Genomic DNA, 17893 nt, shown 5'->3' on the forward strand with positions numbered 1-17893 from the left:
AACTACAATTGCAATTTGGCAGAGGTTTGATGTGTTGTTTTAATTAAAATTTATAGTTCAGGCTTAAAGAAAGCGTTCTTAATCTCTGAGGAGTGACTGTAGACCATCCTGAGAAATACTTCTTGTTTGCGATGTTGTCTAATTTTAAAATAATACTGTATCGCTCTTCTGTAAATGATACTGAAGAATTCATAATGATGTAACTTGGTAACGGGAAAGCTCCGATATCACCTCTGTTCAAAGTATAAAATCTGCTTGCTGAGTTACCTCCAAAACCAATTCCGAAGTTTTTCAAAGGTCCTTCCTGTATTTTATATGTTCCCCAGAAGTTAACAAGATTTTTAGGTCCTGAATCTTCCGTTCTGTTTCCTGGATATCCCTGGTCGCCTTTAACTACATTACTGTCGTTGTAGCTGTATCCGGCAATAAGGTTCATTCCAGGAATCGGACTACCCAGTACACTTACTTCAAAACCTTTACTGTCAACTTCACCTCCCTGATTGACATCAAGGCCATTGCCCATTACCTTGTTTTTCACATTAATGCTATAGTAACTGGCTGTAATTGAGAATTTATCTCCTGCCAGGTTGGCTTTTGTGCCGACTTCCCATTGATTGGCGTGTTCCGGATCGAAGTAACGAAGTTCACTACTTAAAACATTTCCAAGATTGTCTGTTACCTGTATTGTAGAAGGATCAACATTTCTGAATCCGTTCATGTAATTACCAAATACAGAAACCTTGTCTGGAATAGGCTGATAAACTAAACCTAATTTAGGAGAAAAAGTTGTCTGACCCTTTGTATCATCAGTGGCGTATGCACTTGCTCTTCCTGTAAAATGATCCATTCTAAGGCTTAACATTGCTGATAAATTTGGTAGAATATTCACAACGTCAGAAACGTAGGCACTATAAATTTTTGCTTCAGCATGACCAATTGCCTGTCCGGCATTTCTTAGTTCATAATCTACAGCTGATTTGGTTAATAAATTTGCTTTCGTATCAGATTGGTTTACAATATCTACTACACCATATCCAATCCAACCTGTTCCTCCTTGGATAAAATCTCTTTGGAAATAATCTAAACCTACAAGCAGTTTGTTTTTAACATTTCCAAAATTAAAATCTCCAACAAAGTTCTGTTGAATTCCTGTGGTATTGGTTTCTCCACCAACATTGGCGATAAATCTAGTAAAATCTTTCCCATTGGACTGATCATAAAGATAATGGTAATAACCGTCTGTCTTAGAATTGCTCCTTGAGAAAATGGTCTTCGAAGTCCAGTTATCTGAAATCTTATAATTTGCAGATGCCTGAAGGTTGAAGGTATTATTATTAATTGTTAAATCATCACTTGTGTACGAGTTCTTGTAATTTTGTTTGAATATATCAATAGAATTGTAAGTAAGAGGGAGATTTCTGTTTAAGAAAATCATCGGCGCATTGGCAGATTCGCTCTTTTTTATTTCTGTATTAACGTAAAATGTAAGCCTGTCGCTTGCAACAAATTTAAGCGATGGAGCAATATAAAATGATTCGTTGAAGCCTGCATCCTGAAAAGTGTTTTGTTTTTGGTAAGCAGCATTTACTCTTGCAAACAGGTTTTTGCTGAGCGGCGCATTAACATCTGCTGAAACTCTGTTTAGGCCATAACTTCCGTTGATATAGTTTACCTCTCCACCAAAGTGTTGGTATGGTTTCTTTGTAATGACATTGATTAATCCACCATAAGAAATTACGCTTCCCCCGTATAATGTTCCTGAAGGTCCTTTTATAGCCTCAATGGTTTCAATTCCTGCAGGATCTAATGTTCCGTTTGTTAATGAAGGCATGCCGTTAGTCAGCGATGGTTGTAATGAAAAACCTCTCATCGTGTAATACTCACCACCATCATTTCCTCTTCCGGTAGATTCCCATAATCTTGTAATACCCGTAACATTTTTCAATGCGTCATTAAAGTTGGTAACGACCTGTTCTTTAATTACGTTTTTGTTAACGATATTGTAAACCTGCGGATTTTCAATTTCTTTTAAAGGCATTTTGTTTACAGATTCTCTGTCTCTGGTGATGTAACCCTGTACAACTACTTCATTTATATCATTTGATTTTATAGAGTCGTTTTCTTGCGCAAAAGCAAATACCGTTGCTAACAACGAAGCAGAAATTAATAGCTTATTCATGTAGACTTAATTTTCTGCAAATATATTCTTTTTAATTATTCTAAATAAATCTTAAAATTGATATTTGTCATATTTAAATCACATTTAATATTCAATAAATAACAAAAAAACCGTCTCAAAAGAAACGGTTTTTGTATAAAATGAAATTTATCTCTTATGCAGGAATTTCTCCTTTGTATAAGAATGAGATAATTTCTTTGTTTAATTTATCGATCATTTCGCTGAACAAGTGAAAAGATTCCTGCTTGTAGATTACCAACGGATCTTTCTGCTCGTAAACAGCTCCCTGAGAAGATTTTCTCAGATCATCCATTTCACGGAGGTGAAGTTTCCAGTTTTCATCGATGATGGAAAGAGTGATGTTCTTTTCGAAATCATTGATCATGGTTTCACATTTAGAATCGTAAGCTTCCTTAAGATCAGTAACGATAGTCATTGTTTTGATACCATCCGTGAACGGAACCTGAATCATTTTAAACATAGAACCCTGATTCTGGAATACATTTTCAATGATTGGGAAAGATTTTTCTTTCAACAGATTCAGCTTCATGTTGTAATCTTCCTGCGCAGCATTGAATAAAGTGTTCGTAAGATCAGCCACTGTTTTCGATTTGAAATCATCCTCAGAAACAGGAGATTCCATGGTGAAAGTTTTAATGATTTCGTACTCAAATTCTTTATAACTTCCGGTAGCTTTTCCTTTCGCAACGATAGAATTGGCAACATCGAAAATCATATTCGTAATGTCATACTTCAGGTGATCACCGAACAATGCGTTCTTTCTTCTTTTGTAAATTACGTCACGCTGTTTATTCATTACATCATCGTACTCCAGAAGTCTTTTTCTTGTTCCGAAGTTGTTTTCTTCTACTTTTTTCTGAGCTCTTTCGATAGATTTTGAAATCATAGAATGCTGAATTACTTCACCTTCCTTGTGACCCATTCTGTCCATCATTTTAGCAATTCTTTCAGAACCGAACAAACGCATCAGGTTATCTTCCAAAGAAACATAGAACTGCGAACTTCCAGGATCTCCCTGACGTCCCGCTCTACCTCTCAACTGTCTGTCAACACGTCTTGAATCATGTCTTTCAGTACCGATAATTGCCAAACCTCCGGATTCTTTTACTTCTTTTGAAAGCTTAATATCCGTTCCACGACCTGCCATGTTGGTTGCAATGGTTACAACTCCTGGCTGACCCGCTCCTGCAACGATTTCTGCTTCTTTCTTGTGAAGTTTAGCATTCAGAACCTGATGTGGAATTTTTCTTAACTGAAGTGCTTTTGAAAGCAACTGAGAAATTTCTACAGATGTCGTACCCACCAAAACAGGTCTTCCTGCAGCAGTTAATTGCTCAACTTCTTCAATTACAGCATTGTATTTTTCTCTATTGGTTTTGAAAACCAAATCCTGCTTGTCATTTCTCAAAATCGGACGGTTGGTAGGAATTACCACAACGTCTAATTTATAAATCTGCCAAAGCTCGCCAGCTTCTGTTTCAGCTGTACCCGTCATCCCCGCAAGTTTGTTGTACATACGGAAATAGTTCTGAAGGGTAACTGTTGCAAAAGTCTGCGTAGCAGCTTCAATTTTTACATTTTCTTTAGCTTCAATCGCCTGATGTAAACCGTCTGAATAACGACGGCCTTCCATGATACGACCGGTCTGTTCGTCAACGATTTTTACTTCACCGTCGATTACAACATACTCATCATCTTTTTCGAATAATGTGTAAGCTTTAAGCAACTGGCTCATGGTGTGAACTCGCTCAGATTTCTCGGCAAAATCTGCGAAAAGTCTTTCTTTAGCTTCAAATTCTTCTTCTTTGGATAAATTTTTAGCTTCAACTTCAGCGATTTCAGTTCCGATATCCGGAAGTACGAAGAAGTTTGAATCTGAATTCCCCTGAGACATGTACTCAACACCTTTGTCTGTAAGGTCTACCTGATTGTTTTTTTCTTCAATTACGAAGTAAAGATCTTTATCTACAATCGGCATTTCTCGGTTGTTGTCTGCCATGTACTGAGCCTCAGTTTTCTGAAGTAACGCACGGTTTCCGCTCTCCGATAAGAATTTGATCAGCTGTCTGTTCTTTGGAAGACCTCTGTAAGCCTGAAGTAATTTAAAACCACCTTCTTTAGTGTTTCCTCCGGCGATTAATTTTTTAGCTTCATTAAATAAAGCTGAAACTGTTTTTTTCTGAACTTCAACAATTCTGTCGATGGAAGGTTTCAGAACATCAAATTCCTGTCTGTCACCCTGAGGAACCGGACCTGAAATAATCAAAGGTGTTCTTGCATCATCCACCAAAACAGAATCTACCTCATCCACAATGGCAAAGTTTAATTCTCTCTGAACCAATTCGGTAGGAGAACTTACCATGTTGTCTCTAAGGTAATCGAAACCAAATTCGTTATTGGTTCCGTAAGTAATATCTGAATTGTATGCTTTTCTTCTTCCGTCTGAGTTCGGCTGGTGATTATCGATACAGTCGATAGACATACCGTGGAACTGGTACAAAGGTCCCATCCATGCAGAGTCACGCTTTGCCAAATAATCATTTACAGTTACAACGTGTACCCCTCTCTCTGGAAGAGCGTTTAGGAAGATAGGAAGTGTTCCTACCAAAGTTTTACCTTCACCGGTTGCCATTTCGGCAATTTTACCGCTGTGAAGAATTACCCCACCGATAAACTGCACATCATAATGCACCATATCCCAGTTTACGGGAGTTCCGGCAGCGTCCCAATGGTTTTTCCAAACCGCCTGGTCGCCCTGTATTTCCACGAAATCTTTTCCTAAAGAAGCCAACTGTCTGTCCCAGTCTGTAGCCGTCACACGGATTTCTCCGTTTTGAGCCCATCTTCTGGCAGTTTCTTTTACTACTGCAAAAACTTCCGGAAGAATCTGGAGAAGCACTTTCTCTTCAATTTCGTAAGATTCTTTCTTTAGTGTATCAATTTTTGAGAATAAAGCTTCCTTTTCGTCAACGTTTGTTGAGTTTTTGATCAGCTCTTTTGTTTCTTCAACCTGAGCAGTGATTTTGCTGGTTGCAGATTTGATATTTTCTTTAAACTCGGCCGTTTTACCTCTTAAACCATCATCAGACAATTGCTGAATTTCAGGTTCAACAGCTTTGATTTTTGTTACAACTTTTTTTACTTCCTTTAGGTCCTGCGCTTTCTTGTCTCCCAAAAACCCTTTAAGAACTTTGTTTAAAAAACTCATTTATTTAGCTTTTAGCAAATAGCTTATGGCTAATTGCGTTAGTAATTATATAAAAAAGCCAATGACAGAAGCCATCAGCTGTTGCTATCTTAATATTCGTCTTCGTTCCAAAGATAATCCTCGTCTGTAGGATAGTCGCTCCAGATCTCGTCAATGGCATCATAAACTTCACCTTCATCTTCGATAGCCTGAAGATTTTCTACCACCTCCATTGGTGCACCGGTTCTGATTGCGTAGTCGATCAATTCTGCCTTTGTCATCGGCCAAGGTGCGTCACTTAAGTAGGATGCTAATTCTAATGTCCAGTACATAATATTTTAATTTTTTGCAAAAGTATAAAATTAGGTTATATTATAGCCTTTTTTATACTTGATTTTCAATTCTTTTTGTTAAATATTTATGAACAGCGTAAAGTATTTACACACTTTGTCAGCTATTCTCTTCTCGATTTCTCAAAAACCATTCCACGAAAATTTTTATGCCATTTTGGAAGTTTACTGCAGGTTTATAAGCCAATAATGTGGTTGCTTTGGCAATATCTGCATTGGTTTTTGTGACATCACCCGCCTGCATTGGCAGATTTTTTCTGTTTGCTGTCTCGCCCAAAGCTTTTTCTAAAGTAGCGACCATTTGATTGAGTGTAATCACTTCGTTTTCACCCAAATTAATAATTTCGTAGATATTATTGTTGTTTTCTAAATATTCTATTGAGCCAATAATTCCATGGATGATGTCGTCAATAAAAGTATAATCCCTTGCAGTAGATCCGTCGCCGTAGAAGGGTATTTCTTGATTTTCGGAAATAAGTTTTGTGAATTTGTGAATTGCAAGATCGGGGCGCTGTCTCGGACCATAAACTGTGAAAAATCTGAGGTGAATCATGTCGATTCCGTAAAGACTGTGATACACATTTCCTAAAATTTCTACTGCTCTTTTTGTTGCTGCATAAGGAGAAATGGGTTGGTCTACAGCATCGTTTTCAGAAAAAGGAACTTTTTCATTGTTTCCATAAATGCTGGATGATGATGCGCAGACAAATTTTTTAATTCCAAAATCTCTTGCAAGCTCCCACAGGTGCATTGTTCCTTTAATATTTACTTCTTCGTAATCTAAAGGTCTTTCGATGGAAGGTCTTACGCCGGCAAGGGCAGCAAGATGAATAATCAGATCAATCTGATGGTTTTGGAAAATTTCCTTCAAGCCATTTTGATTTCTGATATCAACGTTGTAAAGCTTAAAATGTTCAGATTTGGTCTGTTTTATAACGGTTTCAATATCACTTGATTTATCTTCGAAACTGAATGTTGATTCAAGACCTGTAGATTCTAAAGTATTTCTGATTTTAATTTTATAATCATAGAAATCATCAAAATTATCGATGCTGATGACAGAATGTCCGTTTTTCAACAAATTTTCAATTAAGTGAGAACCGATAAATCCGCTTCCGCCGGTAATGAGATAGGTCATTGTGTTTTGTCTAATCATGATTTGGCATCAATAAAATTCTGTTCCTGAGCAGAAAGTAATGTTTTGGTTTCATTAATATCTTTGTCTGGAATGTTTTCTATGAAAGATTTGTTGAGATCAATTTTCTTTTTCAGACCACGTTTATTTCCTTCGCTGAATTTTTCCAGTTTAATTTCCTGATAAGCTTTAAAAGGAACTTTCATGGTTTTAGATTCAGAATACCCTTCGCCCATTACCGTAATCAAAGAAGGAAGATACTGGTTGTTTTTCTTATAAAAATCAAAAAAAACTTCTGCTTTCGTAGTATTGCTGGTGTAGGGCTCTCCGGTTTTAGACACTTTTTCAGATTGAGCATAGTTCTGGTCTATTACTACGTTTAAATTGATTATCGCCTTGTCGTTTTTGTTGTAAGTCAGAAATCCGCTGAATTTTATCTCAAATTTATCATTTTTCTCACTCTCAAAACGGAGTTTCTGAATGCCGGCATTTTCGTATAATAGGCTTGTTTTTATCTTTAAATCCTTCACTGTATTCAGCATGCCTGCGATCTGATAATTCATATAAAATGTTCCGATAAAATCTTTTGGAAGCAAATTAGGAACGGATGCGAAAGGGTATGACTCGTCAAGCTTTATCGTTTTATAGTATTTGATATCATTTAAACCGATATTGAAAAAACTGTCGGGATCTTTTGACTCTTTGAAATTGTAAAAATTAAATTTTGACCAAACATTTACGTCAGCAACCAGAAGATGAGCAATTTTACCGTCAACAAAAGATTTTTGCTTCACCGTTCCTGTATAAAGTGAAGGGTTTGAATAATAAACAGTACTGTAGGTATCAATAATATTCCTGAAAATTTTCTTTAAATCAACATTGGTAACCACAACTTCCTGAATCTCTTTGAATAGAGGCTTCAGATATATCTGTGGAGAAACAGAGGAGATTTTTTTCATTCCGTACCATGGAGCAGAAATTTCTATGTTTTTAATTTGTTCGGGAATAAGTACTTTGCCGTCTTCGTTGGTGTACAAAACACTGTTTCTGGTAAGTATTTTTGCATTTGCAATCGGTTTTGAATCTGCAGAATCCAGTACAGACACGGTTCTGAAGGATTGTGCTGTAATTTTTGAAACTGAAAAAATCAGGATTAAGAAGAGTAGATTTTTCATACGTGTTTGAAGAATCACAAAATTATAAAAATTAAGTTGATAAAGTATATTTCAGTATTTTTACTTTCAAATTAAAAAACAATGAAATTTCAGGGGCAAATTTTAAAAATGACGAGTTTTGATGCTCAGCCTATACAATATTATCTCAATCTTTCCGGCGATTTGATTCACATGAACGAACTGTTCGGAAAAGATTTGTCCATTAAACATACCGGTTACCAATGCGTAAATTGCGGACTGGACAAAACAATATACAGGATGGGATTCTGCAAAAGCTGTTTCTTCGAAAGTCCGTACGCAAGCGACACCATCATTCGTCCGGAGCTTTCTACAGCACATCTGGGAGTTGGTGAAAGAGATCTTGAAGTGGAAAAACAGATTCAGCTTCAGCCGCACACCGTCTATTTGGCTTATACAGGTGATGTAAAAGTAGGTGTTACCAGAAACTCACAAATTCCTACACGATGGATTGATCAGGGTGCCACATTTGCGCTGCCGATTGCCCGTACAGAAAACCGTTACGAAGCCGGAATGATAGAAGTTGCATTGAAAGAACATGTTGCAGATAAAACCAACTGGCGAAAAATGCTTCAGGACGATTTTGAAGATGCCGTTGATCTGGCAGATTTTCAACAAAAAATCAGAGAATATTTTCCTGAAGATTTCCAGAAGTTCTATTCTGAAGGTGAAAACATGTGGAAATTTGATTATCCCTATAGCAAACCCGAAAAAATAAATTCTTTCAGTTTAGACAAAAAACCGGAGTTTACGGGAAAACTGGTTGGAATTAAAGGACAGTATCTAAGTTTTGATGGCGGTAATTTTATGAATGTGAGGGGGCATGAAGGGTATGTGATTGAATTAGAGATTAATTAAGGCTTCATTTTAATTTTTGTTGGTCTGATTTTAGCAACGACTTTTATTTATCTCAAATTAATATTCTTGACTAAAACCTCGTACCATGAAAAAACCTTGGGTCAAAAAGCTTTTCCTCGTTTTTGGAATTCTCTTCGGACTGATTTTGGTTGCCAATTTTGCACTCAATATCTGGCTTAAGACCCAACTTCCCGATTACATTAAAAATAATACAGCCTACAAAGTTTCTTACAAAAAACTCGATGTAGATCTTGGTTCGGGAAATATTTTTGCTTCTGAGATCAAGGTTCAGTCTAAAAATCCCAACAACACGCAGTTGCTCGGTCTTGATGGCACGGTTGATACCATTAAAATCAGCCGTTTTGGAATTTTTGATGCGCTAATCAATAAAAAAATCAGCTCTACAGATGTATTTCTGGCGAGCCCGAAATTAAATATCACTTTATCTGATGCGGTCGACAAAAAGACAGGGAAGAAAAAAAATCCCGTTTCTTTTGAAAATATCAGAATCAGAAACGGGAAAATTACTGTTTTTAAACCCACGAAAGAAAACTTTTTAAGCGTTCAGGATTTAGATTTAACAGTAGAAAATCTTGAAACAACAGAAGATGTTGTAGAAGATAAATTACCTGTGGTGTTCGACAGTTACAGCATTCATGGTGAGAATTTTTTCTTTCAGCCCAACAGAATTTACCAGCTTACCATTGCGAAGATGAACACAAAAGACGGGCAGATGTCTGTGGAAAATTTTAATCTGAAACCTTTGATGGGTTTTGAAGATTTTAAAAAGAATTTTCCCAAGCAGAAGCAACTTTTGGATTTTGCCATTCCGCAAATGAATTTTAAGGATATTGCTTTAAAAAAAAATAAAGTTTCGCTTTCCGGTGCTCATTTCATCAACCCGCGTTTTCTGGTTTATACCAATAATGCTGTCGCTGCCAAAAAAGAAAAGAAGCCGTTCAATTTTGATATAGATTTGAAAGGTTTTCAGATAAGCAACGCGTCTGCTCAGATTGTAAAACCAGACGGAACAGACTTATTGTTGGCGAAAAAACTAAATCTTTCGGTTAATGATCTTGTTTTTAATAAGGAAACTTCATCTCAGGTAATTCCTGTGCATTATAAAGATTTTAAGTTTGCAGGAGAAGATGTTTTGCTGGCTGCGAATGACCGTATTCATTTTAAAAACATCAATATCAGTCCTAAAAATGGAGCTTTCAGTGAAATTTCAGTTTCAAATCCGAACAATAAAACGAATTTAAAACTTAATAAAATCGCTTTCAACGTCAATGATTGGAAAATCGCAGACAAAAAACTCAATCTGGATGTAAAAGATGTTATTGTGGATGGAGTTGACGGCATTTACATTCCTTCATCAGCCGAAAAGGCTGTAAAGAAAAAGCAAAATTTTGCAGGCATTCAGTTTCCGGTAACTATCAGAAATATTCAACTTAAAAATTCCAGTTTTACTTTAGATAAAGATAATCAGCCATTGTCATTCAAACAGCTGAATGCAAAAATCAGCAATCTGGAAATGGCTCCAAAATCAGACAATTCAGGTCTTGCCTTTAAAGTAAAAGATTACAGTCTTGCTTCATCTGATTTTTCCTACAAAACAAAATTCTATCTGATGACTGTCGGAAATTTGAATTTTGCTAAAAACAAGGCAGTCATCAATAATTTTGCAATGAAGCCGCTGGTTTCAAGAGCTCAGTTTATCAAAATGATTCCGGTGGAAAGTGATTTGTATGATTTGAAATTTAGTCAGATTATAGCCAGTGGAAATTGGGATTTCTTTTCAGAAAATAAATCGATTCATGCCAATTCTGTTAAGATTTTGAATGCCAATGCCAATATTTTCCGAAGTAAAGTTCCCGCGGATGATCCGAAAATAAAACCTTTGTATTCAAAAATGCTGAGGTCGATTAATATTCCGATGTTTGTTGATCATTTATACCTTAAAAATTCCTATCTCGAATACGAAGAAGACACCAAAAAAAGCGACGGGCCGGGTAAACTGACCTTCAGCAAATTCAACATGCACGTTCAAAATCTGAATTCTGCCAAAATGAAAGGAAAACCGACAGAAGTTAAAATCAAAATCGACTGTTCGTTCCTCAATGCATCGCCGCTTTCTGTCAACTGGAATTTTAATACGGCGGATCAGAACGACCGTTTCAGAATTGCAGGTCGTGCTACGGGAATTCCCGCTTCATCGCTCAATGCTTTCATTGTTCCTTATATGAATGTTTCTGCGACAGGCACCATTCAGGAAATGCTTTTTGATTTTAAAGGAAATCCGAAAGGTTTGGCAGGAAGTTTTAAACTAAAACATCAGGATTTGAAAATTGCTCTTTTGGACAAGCAAACCAAAGCCAAGAAAGGGCTTCTGAGTGCTGTGGCAAATGTTTTCATTAAAAGTACATCAGACAAATTCCCTGAATCTGTCGAAGTGGAAGGTGTGGAGCGTGACCCAACAAAATCGTTTTTTAATATGTTCTGGAAAGGAATTGAAGATGGTCTGAAGAAAACTCTTATCGGCGAAACTTTGGCTAAAACTACAGAAACAGTAAAAGATGTCACAAAATCTGTAAATGAAGAAGTAAAATCTCAGCCAAAAAAAGAAGAGCCTCAGAAGAAAAAAGGATTTATGAAAGGTGTTTTTAAGAAAAAAGAAAAATCCGAAACCAAGTAATCAGTTTCGGATTGGTTTATGAAGTTTATTATCAGTCCAGATTGTACTCTTCGCTTTCTTCAACCGGAATATCTCTTAAAAATTCGTCGAATTTATGTCCGGGATAATTGCTTTCTGCTCCGTAGGAATCTAAAATAAAGCCGATGTTTTGTTCGTGGTCTTTCACTACATAAAGCACAGCGCTGTCTGCGGGGTTGCTGTCACCTTCAAAACGGTAGGTTCTTAAAATCGTGAGGTTGACCGGTTCGTATGTTCTTTCAGAATTATCCAGTTTCATGTTTCCTTCCTCATCCATTCTGTATTCTCTGTGAATTCCTCTCTGGGCAAGTCTGGTCATTACCTGACTGAGTGTTGTCATTTGATCACCTGTTTCTCTGTTTTCCATAATACTATTTTTAGTTTCAAACTACAATTATCAAACCACAAAATCCTGACATGAAAATGTGTTCTTTAACAAAATTTATTATTGTCGCGATTTCAAAAGGTACATTATTTGCTTTCGTCTAAAACAAAAAATTTCATAATATGAAAAAAGAAGCAGGAATTTTACTTGCAGGAGGAATAGGCCTTCTGGCTGCATTAAGTTTTATTGGAATCAAAAAAATCTTGGAAAAAAAGCAAAAAAGATACAATGATTATTATGGCGATTATCACAGACATCACGACAGGGTAGATGCCGAAGATGAGCACGGAGTCGAGTATTTTGCTATGAAATAACAAACCGCAGAAGTAGTATACAATTATATTTGTCTTACAATTTCCGGCATTTCCAAAATTTTTGGTGTGCCGGATTTTTTTTGTGGAAAACTTTAGTCTTAAAACTCATTATTTCATTTGATTTCAGCTTTAATTTTACGAAACGAAATGGAAAAAGAAAACATCATAAAAGGTCAGGGAGCACAGCGAAATGTCAACAACCGTTTCGATAAGTATACTTTTGAGCCTGATGATGAAGATCTTGAAAACATAAAAACCACTTTTACGGAAGTCTTCCCAAAGACCATAGTCAATCAGGTAAAAAGTGCCGATTTACCAATGGAATATTCCATGAATCCTTATCAGGGTTGCGAGCACGGATGTTCTTACTGTTTTGCCAGACCCACCCATGAATATTGGGGCTATAACGCAGGCATTGATTTCGAACGAAAAATCATGGTCAAAAAAAATGCTCCTGAACTTTTAGAAAAGTTTTTCAGAAAAAGAGGATATCAGCCATTACCTATTTTACTTTCCGGCAACACTGATTGCTACCAGCCTGCTGAAAGACAGTTTGAAATCACAAGAAAGTTATTGCAGGTTTGTCTCGACTACAGACATCCGGTAAATATTCTTACGAAAAACGCTTTGGTTCTGCGGGATTTGGATATTTTAAAACCAATGGCTGAACAGAATCTGGTTTCAGTTTCTCTCAGTATTCCCACCATTAATGAAGAATTACGTCGAAAGATGGAGCCGAGAACAAGTTCAGCAAAAAATAAGCTGAAAGCTGTAGAAATTCTGTCTCAAAGCGGCATTCCTACTCACGTGATGGTCGCACCAATTATTCCCGGATTGAACAGTGATGAACCATTAGGTATTTTAAAAGCAATTTCTGAAGCTGGAGCTCAGAGTTTCGGATATACTTTGGTGCGATTAAACGATTCTGTAGAACCTGTTTTCGTTAAATGGATTGAGACCGAGTTTCCTGACAGGGCACAGAAAGTTTTAAATTTAATCAGATCAATGCGTGGTGGAAAACTGGGAGAAAAGAAATATTTTGACAGGCAGAAAGGGGAGGCGAATATCGCGGAAATGATTCACAACACATTTAAAATTGGCAGAAAAAAGTTTTTTGATGGAAAGGAGTTTCCGAAACTTTCTACTGATGGTTTTACCGGGACGAGAGAGCAGCAGCTGAGGTTGTTTTGATAGTCATTTTAGAATGTTTCTCACAGATCGCACAGATTCCCACAGAAAATTTAAAAAAAACCGAACTAAAAAGTTCGGTTTCAAAATTATTTCTTAATCAATCCCAGTTCAATTAATCTTTCGTGTAAAAATTCTCCGGCGGTTGTATCTTCATACAGCTTAGGATTGTTTTCATCTACACAGTTTTCTAAAGCATTCAGCGACATTTCGCTCACCGGATGCATAAAGAAAGGGATCGAATATCTTGAAGTTCCCCACAATTCTCTTGGCGGATTGACCACTCTGTGAATCGTAGATTTCAGCTTATTGTTGGTGTGTCTTGACAGCATGTCTCCAACGTTGATCATCAGTTCGTCCGGTTCGGCAATGGCATCAATCCATTCGCCTTTATGGTTTTGAACCTGAAGACCTTTTCCCTGAGAACCCATCAAAAGAGTGATGAGGTTGATGTCTCCGTGAGCGGCTGCTCTTACCGCATCATCCGGCTCCTGAGTAATTGGCGGGTAATGAATAGGTCTTAAAATAGAATTACCTTCCGCAATTTTGTCGTCAAAATAAAACTCGTCAAGACCAAGATATAATGCCAACGCTCTCAAAACATATTTTCCTGTTTTTTCAAGCATTTGGTAGGCCTCTTTACCTACTTCATTGAATTGTGGAAGCTCGTCTACGATGACATTGTCAGGATATTCGCTTTTGTATTTAGAGTCATCCGAAACGTACTGCCCGAAATGCCAAAACTCTTTCAGATCACCTTTTTTAAAGCCTTTTGCAGTTTCTTTTCCGAAGCCTACATAGCCACGCTGTCCGCCGATGCCGGGGATTTCATACTTTTGTTTTGTTTCTGTGGGAAGTTCAAAGAAGTTTTTCACTTCTCCATAAAGATTGTCTACGAGTTGATCATCAAGGAAATGTCCTTTTAAGGCGACAAAACCAATTTCTTCGTAAGCTTTTCCGATTTCATTTACAAATTTCTGTTTGCGTTCCGGGTTGTCCGAAAGGAAATCACGCAGGTCTACACTAGGTATTTTATCCATTTTATAGAAATTTTACGTGGGGCTAATTTACAGAAATTTTTTATGGATTGCAGATCATTATTCATTTCAAATAAATTTCAGCAGCTTTATTTTTTTATAAATTTAGAATTATAGAAAGTTTTATCTTTACTTTCAAGTCTTATTATATAAGTTCCACTGACAAGATCAGAAACGTCCACTGAGCTTTCAGAAACATTCTGAGAACGTATTTTCCTTGAACTCATGTCATAGATGGTGACTTTTTCTATCGGGATATTTTTTGCCCAGGAAATTTTATCCACGGTTGGATTAGGATAGAGTACGAGGTTGGAAAGTTCTTTTTCGTTTTCAGAAGTTGATAGTGCACATTGAAATACTAGAGTAGGCGTGTAAGAATAAGCGTTTGTACCATTATTCCATATGGATCCCCATGCACCAAAAGCCCACACGGTATTATCATTTCTTATTGCAAAAACAGAACAACCGCCGGCTGCTACCTTTACCCAGTTTGATTCTGTTCCCACCTGGTTTGGAGCGAGTGAGTTAGCAGGAACAATATTTCCCGAACCTGTAGAGTCCCAGCAGCCTCTTCCCCACAGCCATAGGGTGCCATTAGTTTTTATGCCAACACCGTAAGGATTGCCAACAGCAAAATCTTTCCATGTATCAGTTCCTATCTGTACAGGAGTTTGTACAAGCTGGCTTGTTCCACTACCTACTGCTCCCATGATATTGTCTCCCCAGCCCCATAATGTATTGTCAGTTTTTTGGGCAAGAGTGTAATCACCACTTACAGAAGTTGTCACTCTTCTCCAGTCTGCTGAAGCCCCGATTTGCATAAAATTAAAAATGCATGCCCCATCGCCGTATAGAGGAACTCCAATTGAATAATAATTATTTCTCCCTCTTCCCCAGAGAGTACCATTGCTTTTTATAGCAAAAACTCTTGATCCGCCACTGTTGATATCTACCCAATCTGTATCAGGGCTGATTTGTACAGGAGAGGCATAGAAATTATTGGGATACGGCGCTGCTTCTGCACTGGTAAGTTCGCAAGCTGAATTGTTACCCCATCCCCACAAAGTTCCGTTGGTTTTAAGGGCAACAGTATGAAAATTGCCTGTCGTTATTTTTTTCCAATCTGTTGCTGTACCTATTTGAATTGGGGAAAGTTTGTCAACAGTTGTTCCGTCTCCAAGCCCGCCTCGTGAATTTCTTCCCCATGCATAAATTTTACCGTCGTTACTCAATGCTGCTGCATGATCCAACGAATGGAAAATCTGGACAAATTTTGGTGATGAAGGCCTTTGCCAAGGGGTGTTCTGAGTTTGTATGGTTCCGTTTCCCACCTGTCCGTAAGGGTTTTGCCCCCAAGTATACTCTTTTCCGTCGCTTGTGAATATAGATACGGTATGATAATTATAAGAAACATCAGTTACACATAGATTGGTTTGTGCGTTAGAAAATGAAACTGCTCCCAGTATTGCAAGTAGAAAGTAAATTTTTTTCATAAAGTAAATTTTGATTTGTGATATTAGTTTTAATTATCATAAAACCTTCCATTAGTGGTGTGTCTTGTGTAAAAATATAAAAATTTGTTAATTTCTTTATCAATATAATGTGAAATTTTATATTTTTGACACAAACAAAACAAAATGATGATAGAATACTACAGCTTTTCGCTAATGAAAAAGGGTTTGTCCTGTCGGGACTTCCGAAAGCTCCCCCTGATTTCAGATTGCGTTGTCGGAATCTCCGAAACGTTATCCAAAATCTTTTTTGCTCTGTCTGTACTTCCGAAAGCTTTTCCCAAAATTAATTTACGCCGTCGGAATTTCCGAAGTCTTACCAATTATTAAATGGAGCAGGCGGAAAATCCGACAGCATTATCAGAGTTAAAACATTTTAAAAAACATACTTATGGAAAAATTACACAAATTGGATGTTACAAGACTCCACCACGCAGAATTCGGGCAATTAATGGTAAGATTCTTTGAAGACTTTACCAATGTAAATCTCAATGCTGCTGCAGATCCGGATTTCAAAAGACTTTATGACGGACTGCTTGCACAGGTTGCTATTTTCAACAGTGGGCTTAATCAAATCAAAGCAAGTGAAGAATCTCAGGAAATCGCACGGCTGGATGTTGAGAGAGATAATGCTCTGCAAAATCTCAGGAATTCACTCAAGCCTTACCGCAACAGTTCAGAAGCCGAAGCTGAAGGGTACAATGCACTTTCTCTTCTGCTTTCAGAATATAAGGATACGCACGATGCCTCCTTCGAATCTGAAACTAATCAATTGAATACACTAAGCAACCGTTTAGGTTCTTCAGATTTCAGCAATCATGTTGCTGAATTGGGAATAGGAAAATTCGTAATCCGGATGATAGATGCCAACACAGCCTTTAATAATCTTTTTTCGCAAAGGTCTTTCAAAACATCTCAAAAAGAGGTGCTGGATGTGAAAGCTTTGAGAAAAGTATTTGCTGCTGATTACAAAAAGATGACAGCCTATATTTCGGCAATGGCTTCGGTAAAAGACGATGTTTATTATAAAAATGTTTTGGACATTATAAATAATGGAAGATTGTATTTCTCAAATATAGTCTTGGCGAGAAGGGCAGGAAAGAAACTTCCTCCGACAAAAACCGAATAATACTCACAAACCGCTCTGACAAGAGCGGTTTCTTTTGCATGTCATTGTAAGGATAATATTGCAGAAAGTCAAATGTATTAAATTTGTCCAAAAAAAATATTTTCTTTAAATATGATTCTTGAATTTTCCAGACCTCTCATAGCCATTCTTCTGCTTTGCTTTATCGTAGCCTATAAGTGCTTATGCAGAAAAGAACTGCTCATCAATTTTATTTTAGATTTTATTGTGGGTGCAGTGATTATCTTTATGGCAGAAGTCTATTTTGAAGATCAGATGAATTATTATTTAGGGCAAGGAAGTGCTATAATTTTGGTAATTGATTTTTTCTTTTTTGCATTACTTTATGTCATTTCAACCTCCGTTTTATATTGGAAAAAATCAAAAAATAGTGGATCAATTATTCCTATGGTTATATTTGGATTATACATTATTCTCTTTTTCTCTGACTCAGAATTATCAGTAGGATTTGGGAAAAGTACATTACTTTCCATTTTGATAGCCTTTTTCCCGATTTACATTTTTAATTATTTCAGAGTTCTATATTGGTATTTTAATCCTGAAAGAAAATAAAACTCATCCCGAATCATTTTACGATTAAATTTTTAAAGATTAAATTTGTTTTTTGAAATCGCAGTTTAACATCTTGTCTAAATTTAGAAAGATCTAAAAGCGATTACATTGATCTAACAACAG

General features: G+C 36.8%; 14 protein-coding genes. 6 read left to right on the forward strand and 8 right to left on the reverse strand.

The genetic code is table 11. From position 1 onward, the window contains the following. Positions 1 to 43 precede the first annotated feature (43 nt). From NG809_RS10115 to NG809_RS10135, 5 genes are all read right to left on the reverse strand, one after another. Positions 44 to 2179, reverse strand: a complete 2136-nt coding sequence (locus tag NG809_RS10115; RefSeq protein WP_262150302.1) for a TonB-dependent siderophore receptor — start codon at positions 2177 to 2179, stop codon at positions 44 to 46. 154 nt (positions 2180 to 2333) lie between these two features. Next, complete coding sequence (gene secA, locus NG809_RS10120; protein WP_262150304.1) at positions 2334 to 5408, reverse strand: preprotein translocase subunit SecA; 3075 nt, start codon at positions 5406 to 5408, stop codon at positions 2334 to 2336. Positions 5409 to 5497: 89 nt separating this feature from the next. After that, complete coding sequence (locus NG809_RS10125; RefSeq protein WP_034709134.1) at positions 5498 to 5719, reverse strand: DUF2795 domain-containing protein; 222 nt, start codon at positions 5717 to 5719, stop codon at positions 5498 to 5500. Between the two features lie 118 nt (positions 5720 to 5837). Continuing rightward, the gene (locus tag NG809_RS10130; RefSeq protein ID WP_262152570.1) at positions 5838 to 6875 is read right to left on the reverse strand and encodes a GDP-mannose 4,6-dehydratase; all 1038 of its coding nucleotides are present in this window, start codon (positions 6873 to 6875) and stop codon (positions 5838 to 5840) included. Between the two features lie 14 nt (positions 6876 to 6889). After that, positions 6890 to 8047: a hypothetical protein gene (locus NG809_RS10135; protein WP_262150308.1), complete on the reverse strand. Its 1158-nt coding sequence runs from the start codon at positions 8045 to 8047 to the stop codon at positions 6890 to 6892. 81 nt (positions 8048 to 8128) lie between these two features. On the opposite strand from NG809_RS10135, the gene NG809_RS10140 reads away from it, so the two are divergent. Together NG809_RS10140 and NG809_RS10145 are read left to right on the forward strand one after the other, a co-directional pair. Then, positions 8129 to 8923, forward strand: a complete 795-nt coding sequence (locus NG809_RS10140; protein ID WP_262150311.1) for a DUF2797 domain-containing protein — start codon at positions 8129 to 8131, stop codon at positions 8921 to 8923. Between the two features lie 85 nt (positions 8924 to 9008). Next, positions 9009 to 11618 (forward strand): AsmA family protein, encoded by a 2610-nt coding sequence (locus tag NG809_RS10145; RefSeq protein WP_262150313.1) that lies wholly within the window; start codon positions 9009 to 9011, stop codon positions 11616 to 11618. A 31-nt stretch (positions 11619 to 11649) separates the two neighbouring features. Here the strand turns inward: NG809_RS10145 and NG809_RS10150 are convergent, their stop codons facing one another. Beyond that, entirely contained in the window at positions 11650 to 12003 is a 354-nt protein-coding gene (locus NG809_RS10150) for a hypothetical protein (protein WP_262150315.1), read from the reverse strand. Between the two features lie 140 nt (positions 12004 to 12143). On the opposite strand from NG809_RS10150, the gene NG809_RS10155 reads away from it, so the two are divergent. Beyond that, positions 12144 to 12335 (forward strand): hypothetical protein, encoded by a 192-nt coding sequence (locus NG809_RS10155; protein WP_262150317.1) that lies wholly within the window; start codon positions 12144 to 12146, stop codon positions 12333 to 12335. A gap of 147 nt (positions 12336 to 12482) precedes the next feature. Then, positions 12483 to 13526: a PA0069 family radical SAM protein gene (locus NG809_RS10160; protein ID WP_262150319.1), complete on the forward strand. Its 1044-nt coding sequence runs from the start codon at positions 12483 to 12485 to the stop codon at positions 13524 to 13526. An 86-nt stretch (positions 13527 to 13612) separates the two neighbouring features. Here the strand turns inward: NG809_RS10160 and NG809_RS10165 are convergent, their stop codons facing one another. Beyond that, complete coding sequence (locus tag NG809_RS10165; RefSeq protein WP_262150321.1) at positions 13613 to 14563, reverse strand: isopenicillin N synthase family dioxygenase; 951 nt, start codon at positions 14561 to 14563, stop codon at positions 13613 to 13615. 86 nt (positions 14564 to 14649) lie between these two features. Beyond that, complete coding sequence (locus NG809_RS10170) at positions 14650 to 16053, reverse strand: RCC1 domain-containing protein (RefSeq protein ID WP_262150323.1); 1404 nt, start codon at positions 16051 to 16053, stop codon at positions 14650 to 14652. A 409-nt stretch (positions 16054 to 16462) separates the two neighbouring features. Here NG809_RS10170 and NG809_RS10175 point away from each other — a divergent pair, with 409 nt between their 5' ends. Together NG809_RS10175 and NG809_RS10180 are read left to right on the forward strand one after the other, a co-directional pair. After that, the gene (locus tag NG809_RS10175) at positions 16463 to 17200 is read left to right on the forward strand and encodes a DUF6261 family protein (RefSeq protein WP_262150324.1); all 738 of its coding nucleotides are present in this window, start codon (positions 16463 to 16465) and stop codon (positions 17198 to 17200) included. 111 nt (positions 17201 to 17311) lie between these two features. Beyond that, complete coding sequence (locus tag NG809_RS10180; protein WP_262150325.1) at positions 17312 to 17770, forward strand: hypothetical protein; 459 nt, start codon at positions 17312 to 17314, stop codon at positions 17768 to 17770. The last annotated feature ends 123 nt before the right edge of the window (positions 17771 to 17893 follow it).

Origin of the sequence: Chryseobacterium foetidum (assembly GCF_025457425.1) — a bacterium.
In the GTDB taxonomy this organism is placed as follows: domain Bacteria; phylum Bacteroidota; class Bacteroidia; order Flavobacteriales; family Weeksellaceae; genus Chryseobacterium; species Chryseobacterium foetidum.